The organism is Neobacillus bataviensis, assembly GCF_019969725.1.
In genome coordinates, this window is sequence record NZ_JAHXYW010000006.1 from 203,287 (window position 1) to 225,164 (window position 21,878).

Genomic DNA, 21,878 nt, shown 5'->3' on the forward strand with positions numbered 1-21,878 from the left:
TCATAATGCCCTAACTCATCCGGGAAGTGATAGAAACGTCCTTCATAGGGGAAATGAAAGACAAAACCCATCTAGCAATCAGGAGAACGGTCAATAAAAGGGGTTTTTAATACTCCATCCCATCATGAAAACGAGAGAATGTCCTTCAAAATGCAGATGTATGAAATAAAATCGATTTGTCGATAGGCTCAGAATAAATTTAATAAAGAAATTCCTGCACAAGTTAAGTTTTTCTTAAGAATAAATAGCTATTATTAAGACAAGCTTTTTCAAGACCCCCTTATATATTATTCTGGGCCCTCGAGGATTGTTTCGAACAGTCTTGAGGGCTATTTTTTTGGGGGGGAAAGATCTTGTAGTTTTTAAATCGCATATGATTCGTATGATTTAAGAAGATAGCGTTCTATAAACTCAGCTAATCCATCATTTTCGTGGTGTCCGGTAACAAAATCAGCAGCTGCTTTAACCTTATCGCTAGCGTTCCCCATTGCTACACCAGTACCAGCATGACGAAGCATCTCTATATCATTGGGTCCGTCTCCAATGGTTACCACTTCATTTGGACTAATTCGAAGTTCGGTAAGTAAGCCTTTTATAGCTGACCATTTGGAAACATTAGGAGCAAGCAGCTCAAACCCGTCATTCCAATCGACGACTTCTGCTTCCTCTTTAAACAAAGCGGAAATTTTCGGACTAGCCGTACCTGTTCGAACACTATATTTAAGCACATCTTGATAATTTGCCTGTCTTAAATCTCCAATATACTGAGGCGGAATTTGCCCAACTTTTGTCCAGTAATCGATTTCTTCATTTGTTTCCTTACAATAAACCCCGTCTGCTGTATGGATGATAACATTCCAAGGATTTTCTGCAGTCAGATGGTGAAATCGTTCTTCGTTCAATCGGACGGTTTTCTTTTGCAATACTCTTCCTGTCTCTGCATCGTGAATAGCAGCACCATTTAAACAGATAATCGGTGTTCGTAATCCAATTTCTTTATGGTAAGGAGCGGTTACTTCGTAGTGTCGACCCGTGGCTAGAAAAACTTTAACTCCCTGATTAATGAGCTTATAGATTGCTTCCTTATTTCGGTGTGAAATGTTGTTTGAGGCTTTTAGTAGTGTACCATCCATATCAATAAATATTGCACGCACATTCATCTATACTGCCTCCTCATTCGTGATAAACCAATCATATCATCTGAATATTAATGGTTAGTAAACTCAGTGTATAGTTTGAATGAAGTTTATTATTCTGGTGCCGGTCACTATTACGGAGAAACGTACTCGTGGCGTTTTAAAAGAAAAAAATCTCCTCAGTTTGAAGAGATTTTTTTCATTTTATTTGAAGGAAGTGACCCTCGTGTTTACTTACCGTTATAAATGTAAAAAGAGCCAAAATACGCAGGTAGAGCCTAAAAACTTAGGCTCTTTTCTTTTTTTTAAATAGAGACGTTAAGAAAACCTTAAGATTTACATCATGTTTTTGTTAAGATTTGCTTGATAAGATTCTTTTTGTAGTCATACTAAAGGGTGATAGAAATGGTAACCGCCAGAGTTGGGAGTGAATATCCATGAATTTGTTGGTTTGTGATGATGATAAGGAGATTGTCGATGCGATCGGAATTTATTTAGAAAATGAAGGATATCAAATATTTAAAGCGTTTAATGGGTTGGAAGCCATAGATATCATCAAAGATCATGAGATTCATCTTATTATCATGGATATTATGATGCCCAAGATGGACGGGTTAAGGGCTACGATGAAAATTAGAGAAGAAAATAATATACCATTGATTATGCTCTCTGCTAAATCGGAGGATTCGGATAAAATTATCGGATTGAATTTAGGGGCAGATGACTACATAACCAAACCGTTTAATCCGCTGGAGTTGATTGCAAGGGTAAAGTCCCAGTTGAGGAGATATACCACATTGGGAAGTCTTGAAACGAAGAAGAATGTCTTTCGGACAGGGGGACTGGTCATAGATGATGAAAGTAAAATCATCACAGTCGATGGGGAAGTGGTCCATCTTACACCGGTGCAATATAAGATTTTGAAATTGCTGACGGCCAATGCCGGAAGAGTCTTTTCGATTGAGGATATCTATGAAAGGGTATGGAATGAAACGGCGTTTAGTCCAGAAAATACCGTATCCGTACATATTCGAAAAATAAGAGAGAAAATCGAAATCAATCCGAAGGAGCCAAAATATTTAAAGGTGGTGTGGGGAGTTGGATATAAAGTTGAAAAAATATAGTCACTTATTAACAACGAAAATCATTGTATTTATGATCGCGGTCGGTTGTTTTACGGGCATCATCAAAGCGATTGTCCAGGTTGAAGTTGTCAACGATGGTTATTTTAGCATGGTTATGGAAGATGACTACTTTCTCAGCCAGGCATTTGTTAGAGAAAATCAAAAGGTCGTGGGCAATCTCGCTACCCTTCTCAGAGAGTACAAGAGTGAGGACAATATTTTAAAGGGCGGGTCGATTAGTGAAGAAAGGTTGAGGATGGAAGAGCAGAATTTATATTTGGATTTTCAGCAATTTTCTAAGAGCTATCGGCCTGATTTAAGGGAAGAAGAGAACTATTCCGCCTTTAAAACAGAGTATGCCGACAAGATTGCTCAGGCTAGGGAAAAGTTGATAAAGGAGGATTTAAGGAATTATCATGCGGTATTGCAAGAGCTCTCAGATCAGAAAAATCCGTTGTATTATGCCAGTGATGGTGTAAATGTCTATACGAACACAACGGAGACAGAAATAAGCCAGTTTAAAGAGTACCCTGCTTATTTGGTGTTTGGGGATTATAAGAGAGAGGTTTATCCGAAAGAAATCGAAGAGAATGAACAATTTCAATTTATTACAGATCCAATTGAGGAATTGAACCAGGACAAAACGGTGGTTTATATAGCGTTTACAGACAACTTTTTAAGCCAGAAAATAAACGAGTGGAAAGAAGATAAAACCGTTGTCACAAAAAACCTTTATATTTTAGCCGCATTTTTGCTAGGTTTCATTCTATCATTTGGCTATCTCATCCTCGTCGCGGGAAGAAGGTCATTTAAAGATGATCAGGTACACCTTTATCCTGTGAACAAACTATACAATGATATCAATATCTTTCTATGTATGAGCCTAATCGCCATTTGGATTACATTGATGGATAATGTGGCACACACAAGCATTGATAGAATAGCCATTCCTATCACCATCCCGATCTCAGCAGCCGTGTTTGTTTTGATTCTCTCACTGGTTAAACATTTTAAAAATAAAACATTGCTGAAACATACCTTGATTTTTGCCATCATTCGTAAGGTCGTAACTATTGTAAGAAATGTCTATGAGACAGGGAATGTCGCGGTCAAGACGGTATTAATCGTCATTGGTTACCCCATATTGATTGCATTAACGTTCTTTATGTTCCCGGTTACTATTGGTCTGGCAGGCTGGTTTGCATATAAAAAGGTTAAGAGTTTTCAAGCCATCCAGGATGGAGTGGAAAGAATTAAGGCCGGTAGTCTTCATCATCGAATCGATGTGCCTAACCGTGGAGAATTTAAAACCCTTGCCACCAATATCAACAGCATCACAGATGGACTGAAAGAGGCTGTTGACAGTGAGCTCAAAAGGGAGAGGTTAAAAACGGAGTTAATCACCAATGTTTCTCATGATATAAGAACACCATTAACATCGATTATCACCTATGTGGATTTACTAAAAGGCGAAGAGGTTACGCCAAGGGCTGCCGAATATATCAATATCTTAGATCAAAAATCAAAAAGACTAAAACTATTAACGGATGATTTGTTTGAAGCCGCCAAAGCGACGAGTGGAAATATTTCTGTTGATTTTGAGAAAATTGATATCGTGTCTTTAGTTACCCAAGGACTTGGCGAAGTGAATGATAAGATTGAAGACTTGAATTTGCAATTCAAGCTGAATCATCCCAAGGATAAGGTCTATATTAGCGCGGATGGAAAATTACTATGGAGGTCCATTGAAAACTTATTATCGAATATCTTTAAATATGCGCTCAGTGGTTCTAGAGTATATATCGATATCGAGGATGCGGGGAATGAAATTCAGATTACCTTTAAGAACATTTCCGCCTATGAGTTAAATATTTCAGCAGATGAATTAATGGAACGCTTTAAGCGTGGCGACGAATCCAGATCCAGCCAAGGCAGCGGGCTTGGGTTATCGATTGCGAAAAGCCTGATTGAAGTTCAAAAGGGGAAATTTAACATCCACGTCGACGGAGATTTATTTAAGGCGGTTATTACTTTTCCTAAGATGATAGATTCGCAATCGAAAGTTGTGGAAGAAAGTTAATGTAAATGACGTTCAGTCTATTATAAAAACAAGTATAGAAGCAGTGGATTTCACATCCGAAATCGCACTGCTTTTAGCATTATTAAGAGAGATTAATTAATAAACTTAGTACCATGCCATGGGTGATTACATATAATAAGTGAATTTATTAAATGTATACGAGGAGAAAATTTTATGCTTACAGAAGCTGATGCATCTAGAACAGACGGTTTTATTACGGTAAAGCTCATTGGTCAATTGCCCACAAGATGTGATGAAATAGTAGAACTCGGACATTATCCGGGTACTGGAATTAGTTCTGCTCGAATTTTTCTTAGAGAGGGAAGAAAACCCGGACTGGAAGATATGTACTGTATACAGGGGTTAGGTAAAATATGGAGTATAAATAGAGTGATTCTTGACAAATTTTCTACAACTGTAGAGATTTTTATAAATAACCATCTTGTTAGGAAAATTCGGGTCATAGAAGCCTCAGGGCATGGATGGTATAATATACATTGACAAAAACCGATATGATTTATCATATCGGCTTTTACTTTTAGAAGTTAATGAATATAATCATAAATATTTTTCGCCAGCAATAAGCAGGTTACGGCAATAAAAAGGGCACGAACATAACCGCTTCCTCTTTTGATGGCAAACTTTGAGCCACAGATCGCCCCAACAAGTTGGGCAACCCCCATTATGAGTCCATACGTGTAATGGACTTGTCCTAAAAACATAAACATCAATAATCCAGCAATATTACTGCCAAAATTTAAAAACTTCGCGTTTCCTGCCGCCTTTAAAAAATCAAATCCGATCAATAAAAAAGAAAAAATTAAGAATGAACCTGTTCCAGGACCAATAAATCCATCATAGAAGCCAATTGCAAAAATCGCCAGCATAAACATAATATAGCGGCGGAGGGACAATTCTTTAGGCGCTGATATGCTGCCCCAATCTTTCTTGAAAATAGTATAAATAGTGACCGCTGCGAGCATGAACAACATTAATGGCTTAAGCACTTCAGGGTTCATTAAATGAACAGTCCAAGCCCCAATCATCGAGCCAATGAAAGTAAGTGGAAATAATTTCAACACTGATTTTATCTCGAGTTTGCCAGAACGATAAAACATAATGGTACTCGTTAAAGAACCTATCGTTCCTGCCAATTTATTCGTAGCAACTGCTGATGCTGGATTCAGTCCTGTAAATAGTAACGCAGGCAATGCAATTAGCCCGCCGCCCCCTACAACTGAATCAATAAAGGAAGCTAAAAATCCAAAAATAATCAAAATCATTAATAACGAGGGTTCTATGTCTAGATGCATACAATCAGCCTTTCCTTTGGTGACTACTAGTATAGTACCTGATTATGGACTAATTGTCATTTTGATGTGTGACGATATGGATGAACTTGAAGCCTTTTCGACGATTTGGGGCTATGGTTCCGTTGGTTTTTGATGATGTTCATTTAATAACAAGAACCGTACCCTGTGGAGTTAGAGTCCATGAGGACAAAAATCTTCAAAATTCAACTGATTCTGTCCACATGAGCCTTCCATGAGGACAAGATCATCAAAAAACAGGGAAACTCAGTCCACATGAGCCTTCCATGAGGACAAAATCATCAAAAAACAGGGAAACTCAGTCCACATGAGCCTTCTATGAGGACAAGTGCCATCAAAAAACAGGGAGCCCCTGTCCGCATGAGCCCTCCATGAGGACAAGTTACATCAAAAAATCAGCGGATTCTGTCTTCATGAGCCTTCCATGAGGACAAGTGCCATCAAAAATTAGCGGATTCTGTCCTCATAAGCCTTCAATGTGGACACGTTCCATCAAAATTTATCGCCGGTTGTCCTCATGAACTCTCCACGAGAATTATTTAATAGTGATACCACTTTTAAAATCCAGCATTTGAAAGAGTTTTTCGGTATCGACCGTGTCGCTGCTATTATCAAAAGATACCATTTTAATATTTTCCCATAAACACTGTTTTTCCTGGATGCTTTGAACATACGTCTCCCAGTTGGTCAGTTTCCAGGTATCTCTTTCAAGAGCTCTAGCTTCCATCCTTTGTTTAAGTGTTTCAAAATCAACTGTCACCTTAAGGACGATTGGGTTGATCGTTTGCTAGTTATATTTTTCGATCAATTCATTTATGTAATTTTTATTTGAAAAATAGCCAAGGAAGGGGGCATCTAGAATGACGGAATTGCCAATGACCACACGGTGAAATAGTATGGTTAATAGGTTGAAATCCTTCAATAAAAATAGAAAACCATCCTAGATGTGGCAAGCAACAGGATGGCCTCAGAGAAATAATATTACCCTACTTGGCGGTAGGGATGAAGAGAGAAGTGTTCCTAGCACTTCTCTTTTATTATACTTTAAATTCATTCGGGAGACCATGATAACGGTTCCAGTGGCGGCATCCCTATTGTTACTTTTCAAAAGCAAACGATTTAAGCTCTTCAGTGTCTGGAGGAAGAATAACGAGTTTCTCAAATTTCATTCCGATTTTTTCTAGTAGATTGGAGGAAAGGTCATTATCCTTAGAGGTGATCGCCACGATTCGATGGAGTCCTAATTTTTCAATCCCATACTCCAATGTAGCAGAGGCTGCCTCGTATCCATAGCCGTTAGATTGAAATCTTGATAAAAAGGCAAAGCCAATATCAACATCTTCTAAAGAATTCCTTTTAATCAAGCCGCAAATGCCAATCGGAACTCCTCCGTCTTTAAGCTCCGTTAAGTAAAGACCAAATCCCTGTTGAGTGTACATATCCATTGGACCTGTTAAAATATAGTTTCTTGCATCCTCCAGCGTTCTCACACCTTTATCTCCGATAAAACGGATCCAAGATGGATCATTCAAAAGTTCAAGTATAAAGGCATCATCTTTAGGTGTTAGCCATCGGAGGATTAATCTATCGGTTTCCATTACTTTCATTAAAAACACCTCATTATCAGCTGTAAAAATTTTTCTAATTTTGATAGCCCCATTATTTTAGCACATCTTTAATATAATATTGTGGCAATCTGCCATCAAATGTAAAATAGGACTTATGCTACAATGGCAACTAGCTGGATAAAGGATAAAGGCACTTGGTACTACCTCAACCAAACAGGGGCAAAGGTAGAAACAGTGGTACTTCCTAAAGTCAACTGATGCAATGGCAATTGGATGGTTAAAAGACAATAATAAATGGTACTACCTCGATGGAAATGGAGTAATGGAAACTGGTTGAGTGAAGATCAGTGGAAAGTGGTATTACTTTAATTCTAATGGGGTTTGGGTGAAGTAATAGGACCATGGACCAAGGACGATTGTGACTAGCAAAAACATCAATAAATGATTTAAATGAAAAAATTGGATAGCCAATAAAAAGGCTATCCAATTTTTAATTTAAAGGTTCTGTTAAACTTGGTTTTCATACATCTGCATCATGAAGGACATTTTTCTCACTTCCCGGATGAGTTAGGGCATTATGAACCCCTTTTTACTGACCATTCTCCTGTTTTAAGGGGCGGCTTTGTCCTTCATCCTCAAAATCAACACGAGGCAAAATCAATATTAAGCTTTAACATAGCCTAGTTAAATATCACATATAAAAATTACCTCGATTGATTCGTTAAATTAATGTTTATTCGAATTATCTTCTAACATTAAAATGCGATTGTTTTGTTTTAATATAAGTGAATCAGGTGATTTTTTATTTGTTTCAAATAAATCATCTGCTTTTAAGTTCTCGGTTTTAATGTTAATTTCTTGTTCTGTTTTTTTCTTTAATTCTTCAAATTTTATTTCCATCTCTTTTAATTTTTGAGCATATGAGTCTGCTTCTCTTTTATAAAACTCTGCTTCATACATATATTTTCTTTTTTCCTCAGGATCAGTTGAAGCTTGGGCCTTTTTATAACTTTCTTCAGCTTTTTGATTCTTCTACTTTACTCATTCCCATAATCCAATCCTTAATATAATCTTTTATTCTACTAAAAATAAAATCCAGTATTTCTACAGCATACTTCACCAATAATTTTCTAATTACAGGCCAAGCAATCTCAATAAACCACTTCATTAATAATTTAAACACTAAAAATTACCCCCTGATATTAATTTTTTCTAGTACTATTTTACTAAAGGGTATATTTTCCTGTAAATAAATAGTTGGTATTAACCTCATTTGAACCAGGAGGACCTTCCCCTTTGTTTTTGTTTTTTTGGTTATTCCGACTTGACCGATTGGATTAATAATATTATAGTAGTGTTTATTACATATATAGAATATTTAAGGGGGAGTATCATGAATACCTTGCTGATTATCATTAATATTGCAGTTTTTCTTCTGATTGTCTTAGGATTGTTTGCGATGCAGAAGAAGCATGTGTCTTTTTCAAAACGTGTTTTTGCTGCTCTAGGTTTGGGGATTGTTTTTGGATTTATCATTCATTTCATTTATGGGACAACGTCTGATATAACCGTAAAGTCCATAGATTGGTTTAATATCGTTGGAACAGGGTATGTGAAGCTATTACAAATGGTTGTCATGCCTCTTGTGTTCATTTCGATTGTTGGAGCGTTTACAAAATTAAAACTGACTAAAAATATCGGAAAAATTAGTTTCCTAGTTATTGGTATTCTTCTTGGAACAACTGCCATTTCTGCGGCGATCGGAATCGGCTCTGCATTGGGATTTGGCCTGGAAGGAATTCATTTAAGTTCAGGGGAAGCAGAAGCAGCTCGAAATGCTATGTTGGAAGAAAAGGTTGTTGGTGTTAAAGATATGACGATTCCGCAACAAATCGTCGAGTTACTTCCAAGTAATCCATTTCAAGATTTAACGGGTGCCCGTCCAACCTCTACCATCGCTGTCGTTATTTTTGCCGCGATTGTGGGTATGGCGTACCTTGGCGTAAAGAGAAAGGATCCGGAACACGGAGAATTTTTTGCTAAAATTATTGATACTTTTTATGCTATTATCATGCGTGTCGTAACTCTTATCCTTCGTTTAACGCCATATGGTGTCCTTGCTTTAATTACAAAAGTGATGGCAACGAGTGATTATGAAGCAATTGCGAAATTAGGTAAGTTTGTGATTGCATCCTATGTGGCTTTAATTGCGATGTTTATCGTCCATCTGTTGCTTTTATTACTAGCAAAATTAAGTCCTGTAAATTATGTGAAAAAAGCGTTGCCGGCATTAACATTTGCCTTTACATCGCGTACAAGTGCAGGAACATTACCATTGAATATTAAAACACAAACAAAAGACTTTGGTGTATCGGAAGGGATTGCGAACTTCGCGGCATCTTTCGGACTTTCCATCGGCCAAAACGGATGTGCCGGTATTTACCCTGCAATGTTAGCCGTCATGGTGGCGCCTTCTGCAGGCATCGATCCAGCAAGCCCATCGTTTATTATTACGCTTATTTTGGTGGTGGCCATTAGTTCCTTTGGCGTTGCTGGTGTTGGCGGCGGAGCGACCTTTGCTGCATTGATCGTTTTATCTGTATTAAACCTTCCAATTGCTATCGTTGGGCTATTGATTTCTGTTGAGCCATTAATTGATATGGGACGTACAGCCTTGAATGTCAGCGGAAGCATGACAGCTGGAGTGCTGACTGGTAAGATTACGGGTGAATTGGAAAATGAGGTTTACCAACAGACGAGAGTGATAGAGGCATAAAAAGGGAATTTCCTAATTAGTAAGATTAATAAAAACAATGTGCTGGATAGCCTTATAAGAGGGCTATCCTGCTTTTTTATTTTACCAAGTATAAAACATCTCTTTTTCTACTTATCTCTTTTTCTTATTAGATGAATTGTTGTTATATTTTTTGATGAATTTGTCTATGACCTTCGGTAAGGAATTTTTGTGGTTTACAAGAAAATAGTACAGGGCTTCGCTTTCCTTTTTTGATACCGCCCATTCTTCGGGGATGGATTGAATAACTTCATAGATTAATTTGTTTGGAATGGAGATAATTTTTTCTACATATGATGTAAAATCTTCTTTATTGAGAATAGAGAAAATCCATTGGTAAGATTCTTGGTATTTCATATTATATTTTTGTTTCTGACGAAGCGTTTTTGGAGACCATTTGTATCCGCCCGGAAAACATTTTCCATGATCGATCATGTGGAAATAATAGCTGCCGTCACTAAGACGTTCCAAAAGCCAATTGCTCATAGTTCGATCGGAATTATACACCCATTGATCGAATACCGCCATTGCGGCAAGCATATCTTGATTTTTCACTTCCGTCTTGGATGGAAGTGTTTCTAGTTCTTTTAAGACAATACTGTTTTCGATGAATAAACACGCATACTGGCATCCTGGTCTGAATTTGTATATTTTGGATTGTAATTCAGGGTTTTTCTTTATGAATTCATCTGGGATGTATACTAGCTCGAAGGGGACAACGGGAAGGGCAAGGAGTGTTGCGAGTTGAGCTGCCACAAACTCATTTACTGCTTCTTTTGCTCTCTTTCTTGTAGTGCCGTTCCATTTCACTACATATTTTTTACCGTCGTTAAAAAGAATGACATGTGCCGTACCACCTCTTAATGTTTGTACGAACTTAACCGGATATTTCAACAGTCCCATCGATTCCATGTTAATTACCTCCATTATTGTTTTTTATAATTACAGTAAATTAAAAGAAGATAACATTGGAATTGGACAAACGCATATTTTTTACGTATTTTTGTGAAAGTCTTCATTATTATCCGTATGTGCGAACACCAAATATAACAAGAAAGCACCGTTTATGCGGTGCTTTCTTGTTATATCTAAAAAAGGCGCTATGACGGTCTGCCGACACTGCTGGAAATTCAAGAGCAGTTAGCTGAATCCGCTAAATCATAATTTTTGCGATAAAAAAAGGGGGGCTTCGATATTCTTTTGAAACCCCTAACTCTAGTTATGGGGATACTCATTTCCTTCCCCTCAAAATCACTGCATTTCCTAATACTTTTTTGTTCAATAAGAGCTTCGGCAATTTCATGGCTTTATCCAGCTTGTAGCTATTCAATTCAGATACACCATGATTCTTTAAGTCATTTAAGAGCTCTTCCCCAAATATTTTTTCATCCATAAACAAATCTAAGAAGACAAATTCACCACCAGGTTTTAACACTCTTAATGCCTCTTTGATAACTTCTGTTTTATCTCTTCTATCCTTTACCTCATGAAAGGTGAGACAACTGACAATGATTTCAAATTCATCATTATTAAAGGGGAGTTCTGCAGCACTTGCTTTCAGAAAATCAATCCGATCAGCGACCCCTTCAATTTCAGCATTTTGTTGGCATTGAGCCTTCGTATATTCCCAATTTCCGCCCCAATAATCAATTCCAGTTAAAAGGGACTCCGGAAAAGCCTTTGCTAGTTTAATAATCAGTGAACCACTGCCTGTTCCGATATCTAGTATTTTTCCTCTTCCATCCCCATTCACTTTGGCCAAAATTAAATCATGGATTTTTGACTGATAATTTCCCCCAAATACGGCGAATTGGTAAACAGAATAAGAAAGGATAAAGGCTATATAAATAAAAGGCAACGCTAAAATTCCTGAAAGGACTCGCAAATATAAATTCACAGGTAATAATGTTACTAAAAGAAGCAGGAGTGAAATTCCCAGAAAAATAACTAGTTTGTAAATTCGAATCCAGGTTTGATATTTAGGTTTTGTTTCCAAGTTATCTGCCATCCTAAATTAATCTATTTATTAACTAATCTAATCATACACCGTACAGTGCATCATTTACAGAGGAAGACAATGGGGACGGTTCCTACGGTGGGAACTAACATCATCATAAACCATGAGAACCGTCCCTGTGTATTCTGTGGGTTCGCATTTAAAATATTTTATCTGAATTTTTAAAAAAGAATGTTGCAAGGAATAAAGACCTATAGTAACATTATAGATGTAAATCATATATATGATTTAACATCACATATGTGATTTGGGGAGGAAAAAGGATGTCTGTAAAGTCAGCGGAACGTGTGTTAAGAGTTTTTGAGTTGCTAGCCCAGTATCCAGGGGGATTAACGATAAAGGAAATTAGTGAAACACTTTCCTTTCCGCAAAGCAGCACCTCTGGCTTGATCGAAACATTGTTTAAAAACAGCTACCTGACAACGGATGAATTTAGAAAATACAAACTTGGACCCAAGCTCATTCAGCTTGGCAGTGTAGCCATGGATTCCTTAGAAATCTCTGCACAAGGAACTCCTTATCTAAAACAGTTAATGGAAGAGGTTCAGGAAACCGTATTTATGGCAGAGCTTCACCATTCTGAACTGGCGTATCTGGTGAAAATCAATAGTAATCGGTCCATCCGAACGACAGCCGAACCTGGAAAAAGCAAGCCTTTGTACTGCACGGGTTTGGGAAAAGCCTTTTTAACCTTTCTTCCTCAAAAAAGAAGAGAAGAAATTTTAAATGGGCTAAAGCTTGAGCCAATTACTCAAAAGACAATCACCAATAAAGAAGCGCTTGTGGAGCAGTTAGAAGTATTTGCTGCACTAGGTTATTCCATTGATGATGAAGAGAATGAAGAAGGACTGTACTGTCTTGCTGCACCTGTATATGGGGTAGACCATACCATTCAGGCTGCGATCAGTGTAGCAGGGCCGAAAGAAAGAATGTTGAAACAAAAAGAAAGTATCGTTGAGAAGCTGCTTGATACAGCTGGGAAAATATCAACTAGTATCGGATACGGACCCATCTAAATCAGACTTTAAATCGGTTTAGTTTATTTTTGCAAAAAATGAAAACGGTTACCTTTTGAAAATTCCTAGACTAATTTCAATTTGAAAAAAAGTTTACTAAACATTTGATTATGAAAAAATATTTTTCCGAAAATTGTTGTAATTCAAAAATTTCTATCATATAATGAAAACGTTATCAAATTTTGTAATTTTTAGTCTATTTATAGAGGGGGAAGATTATGAAAAAGAGTTTCGTAGGTTTTAAGAAAGCTGCTGGTTACCTTGCATTAGCGGTTGGAATTAGTTCTTCATTAGTGGGCTGTAGTTCTGGATCAGATACATCATCAGGATCTAGCTCAACAGGCAAGACGGAGAAAAAGGTAGAGGAAATTCGCGTAGTTGCTGCGAACCATCCATGGACAGAATCTATTAAAGCCTTATTGCCAGAGTTTGAAAAAGAAACTGGTATTAAAGTAAAAGTTGATAGCTACTTTGAAGACCAGCTAACACAAAAAACGGCAGTAGAGTTTGCATCTAACTCAAAGAACATTGACGTGGTTATGTTCCGTCCACTTCAAGACGGTAAGATGTTCCATAAGAGCGGCTACTTTGCTGATATGACTGATTATGTAGGTAAAGAGAAGGGGTACACAGATGATTTCATTCCTTCTTCCCTTGGAAGTGTTAAGGATGGAGAAAAGGTATTTGGTTTACCACTTGTAACCGAGACAGAAGTTCTCTACTACCGTAAGGATCTTTTAGAAAAAGCCGGCATTGAGGTTCCAAAAACCCTTGACGAGCTTGAAGTGGCAGCGAAGAAATTAAATGATCCGGCTAATGGAGTTTCTGGATTTGTAGCACGTGGAAAGCGCGCTGCAGCGGTTACTCAGTTCTCCAGCTTCTTGTATGGCTTTGGCGGGGACTTCATGAAGGATGGAAAGTCTGCTCTTACATCACCTGAAGCAATTGAAGCGTTTAACTATTATGGCAACCTTTTAAACAAATACGGTCCTAAAGGGACATTAAATATGAGCTGGCCAGAAGCGATGGCTGTATTCACACAAGGTAAAGCAGCATTCTACACAGATGCTTCCTCTTTATTCACGAATGCAACAGATGCTTCTAAATCAACTGTAGCTGACAAGGTAGGATTTGCTCCATTCCCAGCTGGTCCAAATGGAACTAAGCCTTACGTTGTTACTTCTTGGGCACTTGGTATCGGTGCTAACTCTGAAAAGAAAGATGCCGCTTGGAAGTTTATTAAATGGGTAGAAAGTAAAGAGATGGTTGCGAAGCTTCAAGCTGAAGGAAACCCTGGTGCACGTATTTCTGTTTGGAACTCTCCAGAAGGAACGGCAAAATTCCCTAAGGATTTAGCAGCAGCGATTGCTGAAAACGGGAAGTCAGGTACACCTTATGACCGTCCAGTTGTAATCAACGTAGGAAATGCACGCGACACTATTGGTGATGTCATCCTTGCAGCTATTGAAGGAAAAGACGTCAAGGCAGCTGCTGGAAAAGCAGATGGAGAATTCCAAAAGATCCTTGACAGCGAGAAATAAGAAATTGATTTAACCTAATTCTTAACGGCTTTCGGTTAGCAATCTGGGTTTGATTTACCGGAGGGCTCTCGAAGGCCGTTTGTTTTACAAGCAGTAAACAACTGGTAAGGAGGAGCAGAAGAAATGACAAACTGGATTGATCGTAACATCAAGTGGGTTTTTACAATGCCAGCTGTGATTTTTGTAGGACTCATGATGGTTATGCCTGTGGGATATACCTTTTGGCTGAGTTTCCATGATTGGAATATGTCGAACGTTACGCCCCCATTATGGGTAGCGTTACAAAATTATACAGAACTTTTTCATGATGAACTTTTTCTAAAATCCTTGAAACTGATGTTTTACTTTACGATTGCATCTGTAGCCATTGAAACGGTGTTGGGTGTGGGTCTTGCCATCCTGATGAACCAAAATATCGTCGGTAAAGGACTAGTAAAAACACTATTTCTATTGCCGATGGTGGCGACTCCAGTTGCTGTAGGTTTAATTTGGGTGCTTATTTACGAGCCAAACATCGGGATTGCGAACGTCTTTTTACAAAAATTAGGGATTCCGGGCCAAGAATGGTTAACGTCACAGAACCTCGTTATGCCTTCGTTAATCTTCATTGATGTTTGGGAATGGACGCCGATGATTGCTTTAATCGTACTGGCTGGACTCGTCTCTCTTCCAAAGGATCCGTATGAAGCGGCGATGATCGATGGAGCAAACACCTGGCAATCGTTTAGCAAAATTACGCTTCCATTATTAAAGCCAACACTTTACTCAGCTATTTTACTTCGAATGATTGATGCGTTAAAAACCTTTGATATTATTTATGCGACCACCCAAGGTGGACCAGGTACATCGTCACAAACGATTAATATTTACGGGTATGTTTTAGGCTTCCAATATTTTAAAATTGGTCAGGCTTCTGCACTACTTATGGTATTTTTCGTCATTGTCCTATCTATCAGTATTTTTACCATATTATTACGTAAAAGAGCGGGGGTTAACCTATGAGTGGAAAAAAACCAAAAAAGTTAAGCGTCGCCCTTACTCATGTTGGTGTCTACTTTGCCCTGTTTTTGTTTTTGCTGCCTTTCCTATGGATGGTTCTGGCGTCGTTTAAGACACAAGTACAAATCCTGAATACATCAAAGATCTTTGAGATTACAGCGAATTTCAATAATTATATCAGCATCTTTAAAGAATACTCTTTTCTTCAATTTATTTGGAATAGCTTTGTCGTTGGGATTGGGGCAACCATTTTTGGACTGATTCTTGGTTTGCCTGCAGCTTACGCGATTGCGAAATACAAGCAGCAAGGTTTAGGGCTGTTAATTCTTGTGGCGAGAATTGTTCCAGGAATTTCCTTCCTTATCCCTTGGTTTATTATTTTCTCAAAATTACATTTAATCGACACGTATACATCCTTAATTCTTAGTCATATGCTTGTAACCATGCCGTTTATCATCTGGGTGATGATTCCGTTTTTTGAAGGACTTCCGCATGAACTGGAGGAATCCGCACGGGTGGATGGCTGTTCCATTCCTACTGCCTTTGTTAAGGTAATGCTGCCAATTTCTGGCCCGGGAATTGTCACTTCATCCATTTTAGCGTTTATTTTTTCATGGAATAACTTTATGTTCTCTTTAATTCTTGCCGGTGATAATACGAAGACATTGCCGATTGCGGTATTTAATTTCATTTCGTATTCGGATATTAACTGGGGTGGCTTAATGGCAGCTTCCGTTACGATTACAGCACCAGTCCTTCTATTGGCCTTGTTTGCGCAGCGCTATATTATTGCGGGATTAACAGGCGGAAGTGTAAAGGGGTAAGGGCAGTCTAATCAATATTTAGAAGGTCGCCTTAATCACAAACTAATAGGAGATGAGTAGAATGACAGCCTCACCATTAGAGGAAATACGAAGAACAAAGCTAGTGGCAATCATCCGTAGTCAGTCCCTTGAGGGGCTTGAGAATACAGTTAGAAGTCTTTTTCAAGGCGGCATCCGTGCAGTTGAAATCACGTTGAACACCCCTGGGGCTCTTAGCGGTATTGAACGGATGAAAGAGCGGTATCCGGAATTGCTGATTGGAGCAGGGACCGTGTTAGATTCAGAGTCTGCAAGACTTGCCATTCTGTCTGGTGCTGGTTATCTCCTCACCCCAACGTTAAAAAAAGAAACGATTGAAACAGCTAACCGTTATAATGTACCGATTATCCCGGGTGTCATGACCCCCACTGAAGTGTTAACGGCTTATGAATATGGGGCCAAAATGGTCAAAATATTTCCAATCAGTCATCTTGGGCCCAAATATTTGTCTGACTTGAAAGGACCGATACCTTTTGTAGAAACAATGGCGGTCGGAGGCATTTCGTTAGAGAATGCAGCGGACTATTTAATGGCAGGAGCGAGTGCGTTGGGAATTGGCAGTTCACTCGTGGATGAAAAGCTAGTGAAGCAAGGAGATTTTTCGGAAATTGAAAGACGGGCAGCCAGATTCGTAGAGATTGCTCAAAACGTTCAATTACCAAAATAAATTCAATAGAAAAGTGGTGTTGAATTTGAAGGTAATCCTGATTGATTCTGGAACGACCAATTCTAGAATAAGGCTATATGATAAAAAAAACAGCCAAATTCTTGATTCTGAAAAGGTTCGAGTTGGCGTAAGAGATACAGCTATTTCAGGGAATAATCACCATCTGAAAGCCCAAATAAGTGATGGAATAGCGAGATTACTAACGAAAAATCACTTAACACCCGCTGATATTGGGTATATGGCTGCATCAGGGATGATTACCTCCAATCTAGGAATCTATGAAATCCCTCATGTCCCTAGTCCTGCGGGAATGGAGGACATTGCGAAGTATTCAAAAGTTATCAAGCTTAAGGAATTTTTCGATATCCCGTGTCTCTTTATTCCGGGGATGAAAAATTCGGCCAAGCATGCTAGTCCGAATGATGTGTATTCCTGTATTAATGATTATGATGTCATGCGCGGAGAAGAAGTGGAATCCTTTGGATTATTGAAGCAATTTGATGTGACGGGTAAAGGGATGATGGTTCTGCCAGGTTCTCATACCAAGTTTGTTGCTGTCGATGATCAGAAGGATTTGCAATATTGTTTATCGACATTAGGCGGGGAGACCCTGCATGCGCTCCAGAAGGAATCCATTCTTTCTAGTTCACTGGAACAAAATCTGGTGGAAAGCATCGACAAGGAAATGCTTGAATCTGGGTTTGAAGCGGCGAAGAAATATGGATTAACAAGAACTTTTTATCATATACGCCTGTTTCATTTATTTGCTGATCTGGATACGAACCAACGGGCGAACTATTTCGCTGGTGCCGTTATCTATAATGACCTGCAGGCACTTTTTCAATCCATAGAGGAGATTGATGAGATTAAATGGTTCATTGTTGGGGGATCCGCCCCTCTTCGAAAAGTGTTTACCCATTTGTTAAGTTTTGTGAATAAGGAGTGGGAAATCTTCGAGGCGGATGATTCGCAGGTAGAATACTCAGTCGTTTTGGGGGCTGAAGAGATTATATCCAGGTGCAGCGAGTTAAATAGTTTAATTGATTGACAGATGTAATCTAAAAATCTAAGGAAGTGTTTCGAATGAAGATACGCAGTTACGAGCTTTTCCAAGTTCCTCCAAGATGGTTATTTTTAAAGATTGAAACCGATGAAGGGATTGTTGGCTGGGGTGAACCGGTGATTGAGGGAAGAGCGTCCACGGTGAAGGCTTGTGTAGAGGAATTAATGGAATACTTAATTGGCAAGGACCCTTTGCGAATTGAGGACCATTGGAACATGTTATACCGTTCCGGATTTTATCGTGGCGGTCCGATCCTGATGAGTGCCATTTCGGGAATCGACCAAGCGCTTTGGGACATTAAAGGAAAATATTTTAATGCCCCTGTGTATCAGTTGTTAGGAGGAGCGTGCCGTGATTCAATCAGGGTCTATTCTTGGATTGGCGGCGACCGTCCATCGGATGTGGGCAAAGCGGCAAAGAGTGTCGTTGATGCTGGCTTTACGGCTGTAAAAATGAATGGAACGGAAGAGCTTCAGTACGTGGATTCTTATGAAAAAATTGATCAGGTATTGGAACGGATTGCCGCAGTTCGCGAATCCGTAGGGCAGTATGTGGGAATCGGGATTGATTTTCACGGAAGGGTTCATAAACCAATGGCCAAGATTCTGGCAAAGGAACTCGAGCAGTTCCGCCCGATGTTTATCGAAGAGCCTGTACTGGCCGAGAATAATGAAGCCTTAAAGGAAATTGCCCAGCATACTTCGATTCCGATTGCGACGGGTGAGCGGATGTTTTCCCGCTGGGACTTCAAATCTGTTCTAGCTGATGGGCATGTAGACATTATTCAGCCAGATGTGTCGCATGCAGGCGGAATTACGGAATGTAAAAAGATTGCCTCGATGGCGGAGGCTTATGATGTAGCTCTTGCCCCGCATTGTCCATTGGGACCGATTGCGCTTGCTTCTTGTCTTCAAGTGGATGCGACCTCACATAATGCGTTTATTCAAGAACAAAGTTTAGGGATTCATTATAATCAAGGCAGTGACCTGCTGGATTATATAAAGGATAAATCGGTTTTTGAATATAAGGACGGTTATGTATCGATTCCTCAAGGTCCCGGATTAGGAATTGAGGTTGATGAAGAATTTGTAAGAAAACAAGCAGAAGTGGGCCACAATTGGAGAAACCCAATTTGGCGTCACAAAGATGGCAGCATCGCAGAATGGTAACATTGGAGACGGTTCTCTTGGTCATATATATATAAACAGCAAGGATGTGCCTTAATCAAGTGTTTGACACTTGATAAGGCACATCATTTTTAATATTGAGGAATTCATTGTTCTAATGCTTTATTCACCGCAGCAATCGCATGAATCGATGCAGTATCAAATAACGGTACCTTAGAATCCTCTTGTTTTATTAATAACCCAATTTCTGTACAACCTAGGATTATTCCACCCGCGCCGTTTTCCATTAAAGAATTTATTACTTTTTTATAATCGGTTCTGGATGAATCAAGAACTTTCCCTAAACATAACTCATTATAGATAATGTCATTTACCATTTCCCGTTCGTGATCGTTAGGGACAATCACATTTATCCCATTTGCTTCTAACCGTGATATGTAAAAATCCTGTTCCATTGTATACTTTGTTCCGAGCAGGCCAACAGTACTAATGTCACTTTTTTTAATTTGAGCGGCTGTCGCGTCTGCAATATGTAGAATAGGGATTGTGATCTTTTCTTGAATGGCATCGACTACTTTGTGCATCGTATTCGTGCAAATAACGATAAAGTCAGCACCCGCTTTTTCTAAAGAAATGGCGGCTGCGGCTAAGATTTCTCCAGCTCTTTGCCAGTTACCCTCAGACTGACAGCGTTCAATTTCGGCAAAATCTACGCTATACATCAGACACTTTGCTGAATGGAGCCCCCCCAATCTGCTTTTTACCGCCTCGTTAATAATCCGATAATATTCAACCGAGGATTCCCAGCTCATACCGCCAATAAGACCAATTATTTTCATACCCTCACCCCAATGATCATAATTAACTAATCTAATCTAATCATAAACCGCACAGTCCATCATTTAAAGGGATGGTATCGAATTAATTCGACATTCTTTTTTGGGGGGAAATAAAAACTGTAGAATAAATATCTACAGTTTTTATTTTTTATATGTTAATAGAATTTAGCCGTATTAATTAAAATAACACCTCTTTATTGTGAAAATTAACCTCTTTTATTTGCATTAACATCAATTTTGAAAAATTATAAGATTAAATCACACCTTGATATAACTATACAATACTAACAGATTTTGTATGAGAGAAAGGAGTAAGGAAATGAAAAAAGTATTTAGTTTAGGAGTGATTTTACTCATGTTGTCCTCGATCTTTAGCGGCAACATGCCTGTCTCAGCTTCAGGCACTTCTGGAATTGATTACGCTAAATATAAACCCGGCGTAACGGTGGAGGCGAATGCTGCTTCACCGACTGGCTATTATGCAACGTTTATCTATGAGGATAAGACGGCAGCAGCAACAAAGATTGAACTATATAGTGACTGCTTCAATCTTTTCACAATTGAAGGTGGATTCACAACCCCTTATAAACCGGAGGAGTATAGTGCGGGTATGTTCCCTGCTGGCGGTAATGCTGATACAACCTATTATTTATCAATGAAAAAGCTCGGGAAAAATTTATGGGAAGCCAGAGTTCCTCTGTCCAGCGGCGCTTTTGTCTACAATTTCCGCATCACCAATCCGGATGGAACTACAAAGGCAAGACTGGATGACCCCAACAATCCGACGCTAACCAATACTGCAACAGGTATTCATAGCCTGTCTAGCATGGTCTATGTTCCGTATAATTCAAAAACAATGGGAACAGGAAAATGGCTGGATCGCTCAGTAGAGCTTCCCGGCAAAAATAAGACTGGCAAAGTGGAAACCGTAGCCTATACAGGCGCTACCGGTGATAAACGCGGGCTTGCTGTTTACCTGCCACAAGGATACAATGAAAACCGCAAGAAACCTTACAAGGTGCTTTATCTGTCCCATGGCAATTCCGGCGATAAGTATGGCAATGAACTTCGCTGGATGAACGAGGGGGCAGTGGCTAATATTACGGATAATCTGATAGCAGAGGGAAAAACTGAGCCCTTTGTTGTAGTAACCATGAATAATCAGGACTTTGGCTGGGACTATAGTAAAATTGAAGAAGACCAGTTTAACCATATTATGCCTTATATTGAATCTCACTATAATGTATATAATACCGCTGAAGGCCGTGCTTACGCAGGTTTATCGATGGGGGGATTAACCACCAATCGGATGTATTTCAACCATGCGGATGATTTTGCTTATTTTGGTATTTGGAGTTATGCAACTACGGGAGCTGAACTTGAAAATATCAATAATTACAGCAATTTGGATCGTCCTTCCGTCATGTTAGGCGCTGGTGTTTGGGATTTTGGGCTAGAACCTGTGAAAGGTCTGGACCAGGCCCTAAATAATAAGGGAATCGACCACTCTTATCTTGAGGTTCCTGGTGCGCATGACTGGGAAACTTGGCAGTTATTATATGCCGCTTTTGTAAAGGATCATTTGTGGAAGGTTGAGTAAAGATACAGGGAATGTAACTTGCAGCCCCAAAAGTTAATAAAGTGTCCCCTTAATAAAGGGCTTTAAAAAAAGCCTAAGCAGCTTAAGAAGATGATCTCTGTAAGGGGTCATCT

23 protein-coding genes and 1 pseudogene are annotated in these 21,878 nt (G+C 38.9%); 16 read left to right on the plus strand and 8 right to left on the minus strand.

Going from position 1 to position 21,878, the window contains the following annotated elements; translation table 11 throughout:
• Positions 1-362: 362 nt before the first annotated feature.
• Positions 363-1,160, minus strand: a complete 798-nt coding sequence (locus LC455_RS16965; protein ID WP_223592510.1) for an HAD family hydrolase — start codon at positions 1,158-1,160, stop codon at positions 363-365.
• Between the two features lie 413 nt (positions 1,161-1,573).
• Between LC455_RS16965 and LC455_RS16970 the strand changes: the two genes are divergently transcribed.
• The 3 genes from LC455_RS16970 to LC455_RS16980 all read left to right on the plus strand — a co-directional run bounded on the left by LC455_RS16970 (position 1,574) and on the right by LC455_RS16980 (position 4,841).
• Entirely contained in the window at positions 1,574-2,260 is a 687-nt protein-coding gene (locus LC455_RS16970) for a response regulator transcription factor (RefSeq protein WP_223592511.1), read from the plus strand.
• On the plus strand, positions 2,235-4,340 hold the full coding sequence (locus tag LC455_RS16975; protein WP_223592512.1) for a HAMP domain-containing sensor histidine kinase: 2,106 nt from the start codon (positions 2,235-2,237) through the stop codon (positions 4,338-4,340). Before LC455_RS16970 ends, LC455_RS16975 begins: the two co-directional genes overlap by 26 nt.
• 174 nt (positions 4,341-4,514) lie before the next feature.
• Positions 4,515-4,841: a hypothetical protein gene (locus tag LC455_RS16980; protein ID WP_223592514.1), complete on the plus strand. Its 327-nt coding sequence runs from the start codon at positions 4,515-4,517 to the stop codon at positions 4,839-4,841.
• 44 nt (positions 4,842-4,885) lie between these two features.
• Here the strand turns inward: LC455_RS16980 and LC455_RS16985 are convergent, their stop codons facing one another.
• A complete protein-coding gene (locus tag LC455_RS16985; protein WP_223592515.1) occupies positions 4,886-5,653 on the minus strand; it encodes a TSUP family transporter in 768 nt (255 codons plus the stop codon).
• Between LC455_RS16985 and LC455_RS16990 the strand changes: the two genes are divergently transcribed.
• Positions 5,640-5,786, plus strand: a complete 147-nt coding sequence (locus LC455_RS16990) for a hypothetical protein (RefSeq protein ID WP_223592516.1) — start codon at positions 5,640-5,642, stop codon at positions 5,784-5,786. The two genes, LC455_RS16985 and LC455_RS16990, sit on opposite strands and share 14 nt — an antisense overlap.
• A gap of 982 nt (positions 5,787-6,768) precedes the next feature.
• On the opposite strand, the gene LC455_RS16995 is transcribed toward LC455_RS16990, so the two are convergent.
• Complete coding sequence (locus LC455_RS16995) at positions 6,769-7,278, minus strand: GNAT family N-acetyltransferase (RefSeq protein ID WP_223592517.1); 510 nt, start codon at positions 7,276-7,278, stop codon at positions 6,769-6,771.
• A 123-nt stretch (positions 7,279-7,401) separates the two neighbouring features.
• Here LC455_RS16995 and LC455_RS31925 point away from each other — a divergent pair, with 123 nt between their 5' ends.
• The 3 genes and pseudogenes from LC455_RS31925 (at position 7,402) to LC455_RS31930 (ending at position 7,633) form a co-directional block, all read left to right on the plus strand.
• Positions 7,402-7,497 (plus strand): hypothetical protein, encoded by a 96-nt coding sequence (locus LC455_RS31925; protein ID WP_223592518.1) that lies wholly within the window; start codon positions 7,402-7,404, stop codon positions 7,495-7,497.
• Positions 7,484-7,576 (plus strand): annotated as a pseudogene (locus tag LC455_RS17005) (hypothetical protein); the annotation flags it as partial. The gene LC455_RS31925 and the pseudogene LC455_RS17005, both read left to right, overlap by 14 nt.
• The gene (locus LC455_RS31930; RefSeq protein WP_223592744.1) at positions 7,577-7,633 is read left to right on the plus strand and encodes a hypothetical protein; all 57 of its coding nucleotides are present in this window, start codon (positions 7,577-7,579) and stop codon (positions 7,631-7,633) included. It begins immediately after the preceding pseudogene.
• 332 nt (positions 7,634-7,965) lie between these two features.
• Here LC455_RS31930 and LC455_RS17015 read toward each other — a convergent pair whose 3' ends face one another.
• On the minus strand, positions 7,966-8,199 hold the full coding sequence (locus tag LC455_RS17015) for a hypothetical protein (RefSeq protein WP_223592519.1): 234 nt from the start codon (positions 8,197-8,199) through the stop codon (positions 7,966-7,968).
• A 55-nt stretch (positions 8,200-8,254) separates the two neighbouring features.
• Positions 8,255-8,422, minus strand: coding sequence for a hypothetical protein (locus LC455_RS17020; protein WP_223592520.1), 168 nt, complete (start codon positions 8,420-8,422; stop codon positions 8,255-8,257).
• A 210-nt stretch (positions 8,423-8,632) separates the two neighbouring features.
• Here LC455_RS17020 and LC455_RS17025 point away from each other — a divergent pair, with 210 nt between their 5' ends.
• A complete protein-coding gene (locus tag LC455_RS17025; RefSeq protein WP_223592521.1) occupies positions 8,633-10,015 on the plus strand; it encodes an L-cystine transporter in 1,383 nt (460 codons plus the stop codon).
• 111 nt (positions 10,016-10,126) lie between these two features.
• On the opposite strand, the gene LC455_RS17030 is transcribed toward LC455_RS17025, so the two are convergent.
• Both LC455_RS17030 and LC455_RS17035 read right to left on the minus strand, forming a co-directional pair.
• Positions 10,127-10,945 (minus strand): HipA family kinase, encoded by an 819-nt coding sequence (locus LC455_RS17030; protein WP_223592523.1) that lies wholly within the window; start codon positions 10,943-10,945, stop codon positions 10,127-10,129.
• Positions 10,946-11,264: 319 nt separating this feature from the next.
• A complete protein-coding gene (locus tag LC455_RS17035) occupies positions 11,265-12,041 on the minus strand; it encodes a class I SAM-dependent methyltransferase (RefSeq protein ID WP_223592525.1) in 777 nt (258 codons plus the stop codon).
• A 272-nt stretch (positions 12,042-12,313) separates the two neighbouring features.
• Here LC455_RS17035 and LC455_RS17040 point away from each other — a divergent pair, with 272 nt between their 5' ends.
• The 7 genes from LC455_RS17040 to dgoD all read left to right on the plus strand — a co-directional run bounded on the left by LC455_RS17040 (position 12,314) and on the right by dgoD (position 19,368).
• The gene (locus LC455_RS17040) at positions 12,314-13,066 is read left to right on the plus strand and encodes an IclR family transcriptional regulator (protein WP_223592527.1); all 753 of its coding nucleotides are present in this window, start codon (positions 12,314-12,316) and stop codon (positions 13,064-13,066) included.
• A 218-nt stretch (positions 13,067-13,284) separates the two neighbouring features.
• Positions 13,285-14,607 carry an ABC transporter substrate-binding protein gene (locus LC455_RS17045; RefSeq protein ID WP_223592529.1) on the plus strand — a complete coding sequence of 441 codons (1,323 nt, stop codon included), beginning with the start codon at positions 13,285-13,287 and terminating at the stop codon, positions 14,605-14,607.
• A 123-nt stretch (positions 14,608-14,730) separates the two neighbouring features.
• Positions 14,731-15,609, plus strand: coding sequence for a carbohydrate ABC transporter permease (locus LC455_RS17050; protein WP_223592530.1), 879 nt, complete (start codon positions 14,731-14,733; stop codon positions 15,607-15,609).
• The gene (locus LC455_RS17055; RefSeq protein WP_223592532.1) at positions 15,606-16,430 is read left to right on the plus strand and encodes a carbohydrate ABC transporter permease; all 825 of its coding nucleotides are present in this window, start codon (positions 15,606-15,608) and stop codon (positions 16,428-16,430) included. The genes LC455_RS17050 and LC455_RS17055 overlap by 4 nt, the downstream gene beginning before the upstream one ends.
• Positions 16,431-16,491: 61 nt before the next feature.
• Positions 16,492-17,136, plus strand: coding sequence for a bifunctional 4-hydroxy-2-oxoglutarate aldolase/2-dehydro-3-deoxy-phosphogluconate aldolase (locus LC455_RS17060; protein ID WP_223592534.1), 645 nt, complete (start codon positions 16,492-16,494; stop codon positions 17,134-17,136).
• A gap of 25 nt (positions 17,137-17,161) precedes the next feature.
• Positions 17,162-18,184 (plus strand): 2-dehydro-3-deoxygalactonokinase, encoded by a 1,023-nt coding sequence (locus LC455_RS17065; RefSeq protein WP_223592535.1) that lies wholly within the window; start codon positions 17,162-17,164, stop codon positions 18,182-18,184.
• A gap of 35 nt (positions 18,185-18,219) precedes the next feature.
• Positions 18,220-19,368 (plus strand): galactonate dehydratase, encoded by a 1,149-nt coding sequence (dgoD, locus tag LC455_RS17070; RefSeq protein WP_223592537.1) that lies wholly within the window; start codon positions 18,220-18,222, stop codon positions 19,366-19,368.
• Positions 19,369-19,472: 104 nt separating this feature from the next.
• Here dgoD and LC455_RS17075 read toward each other — a convergent pair whose 3' ends face one another.
• Complete coding sequence (locus LC455_RS17075; RefSeq protein WP_223592539.1) at positions 19,473-20,165, minus strand: aspartate/glutamate racemase family protein; 693 nt, start codon at positions 20,163-20,165, stop codon at positions 19,473-19,475.
• Between the two features lie 319 nt (positions 20,166-20,484).
• Between LC455_RS17075 and LC455_RS17080 the strand changes: the two genes are divergently transcribed.
• Positions 20,485-21,765: an alpha/beta hydrolase-fold protein gene (locus LC455_RS17080; RefSeq protein WP_223592541.1), complete on the plus strand. Its 1,281-nt coding sequence runs from the start codon at positions 20,485-20,487 to the stop codon at positions 21,763-21,765.
• Positions 21,766-21,878: the final 113 nt, after the last annotated feature.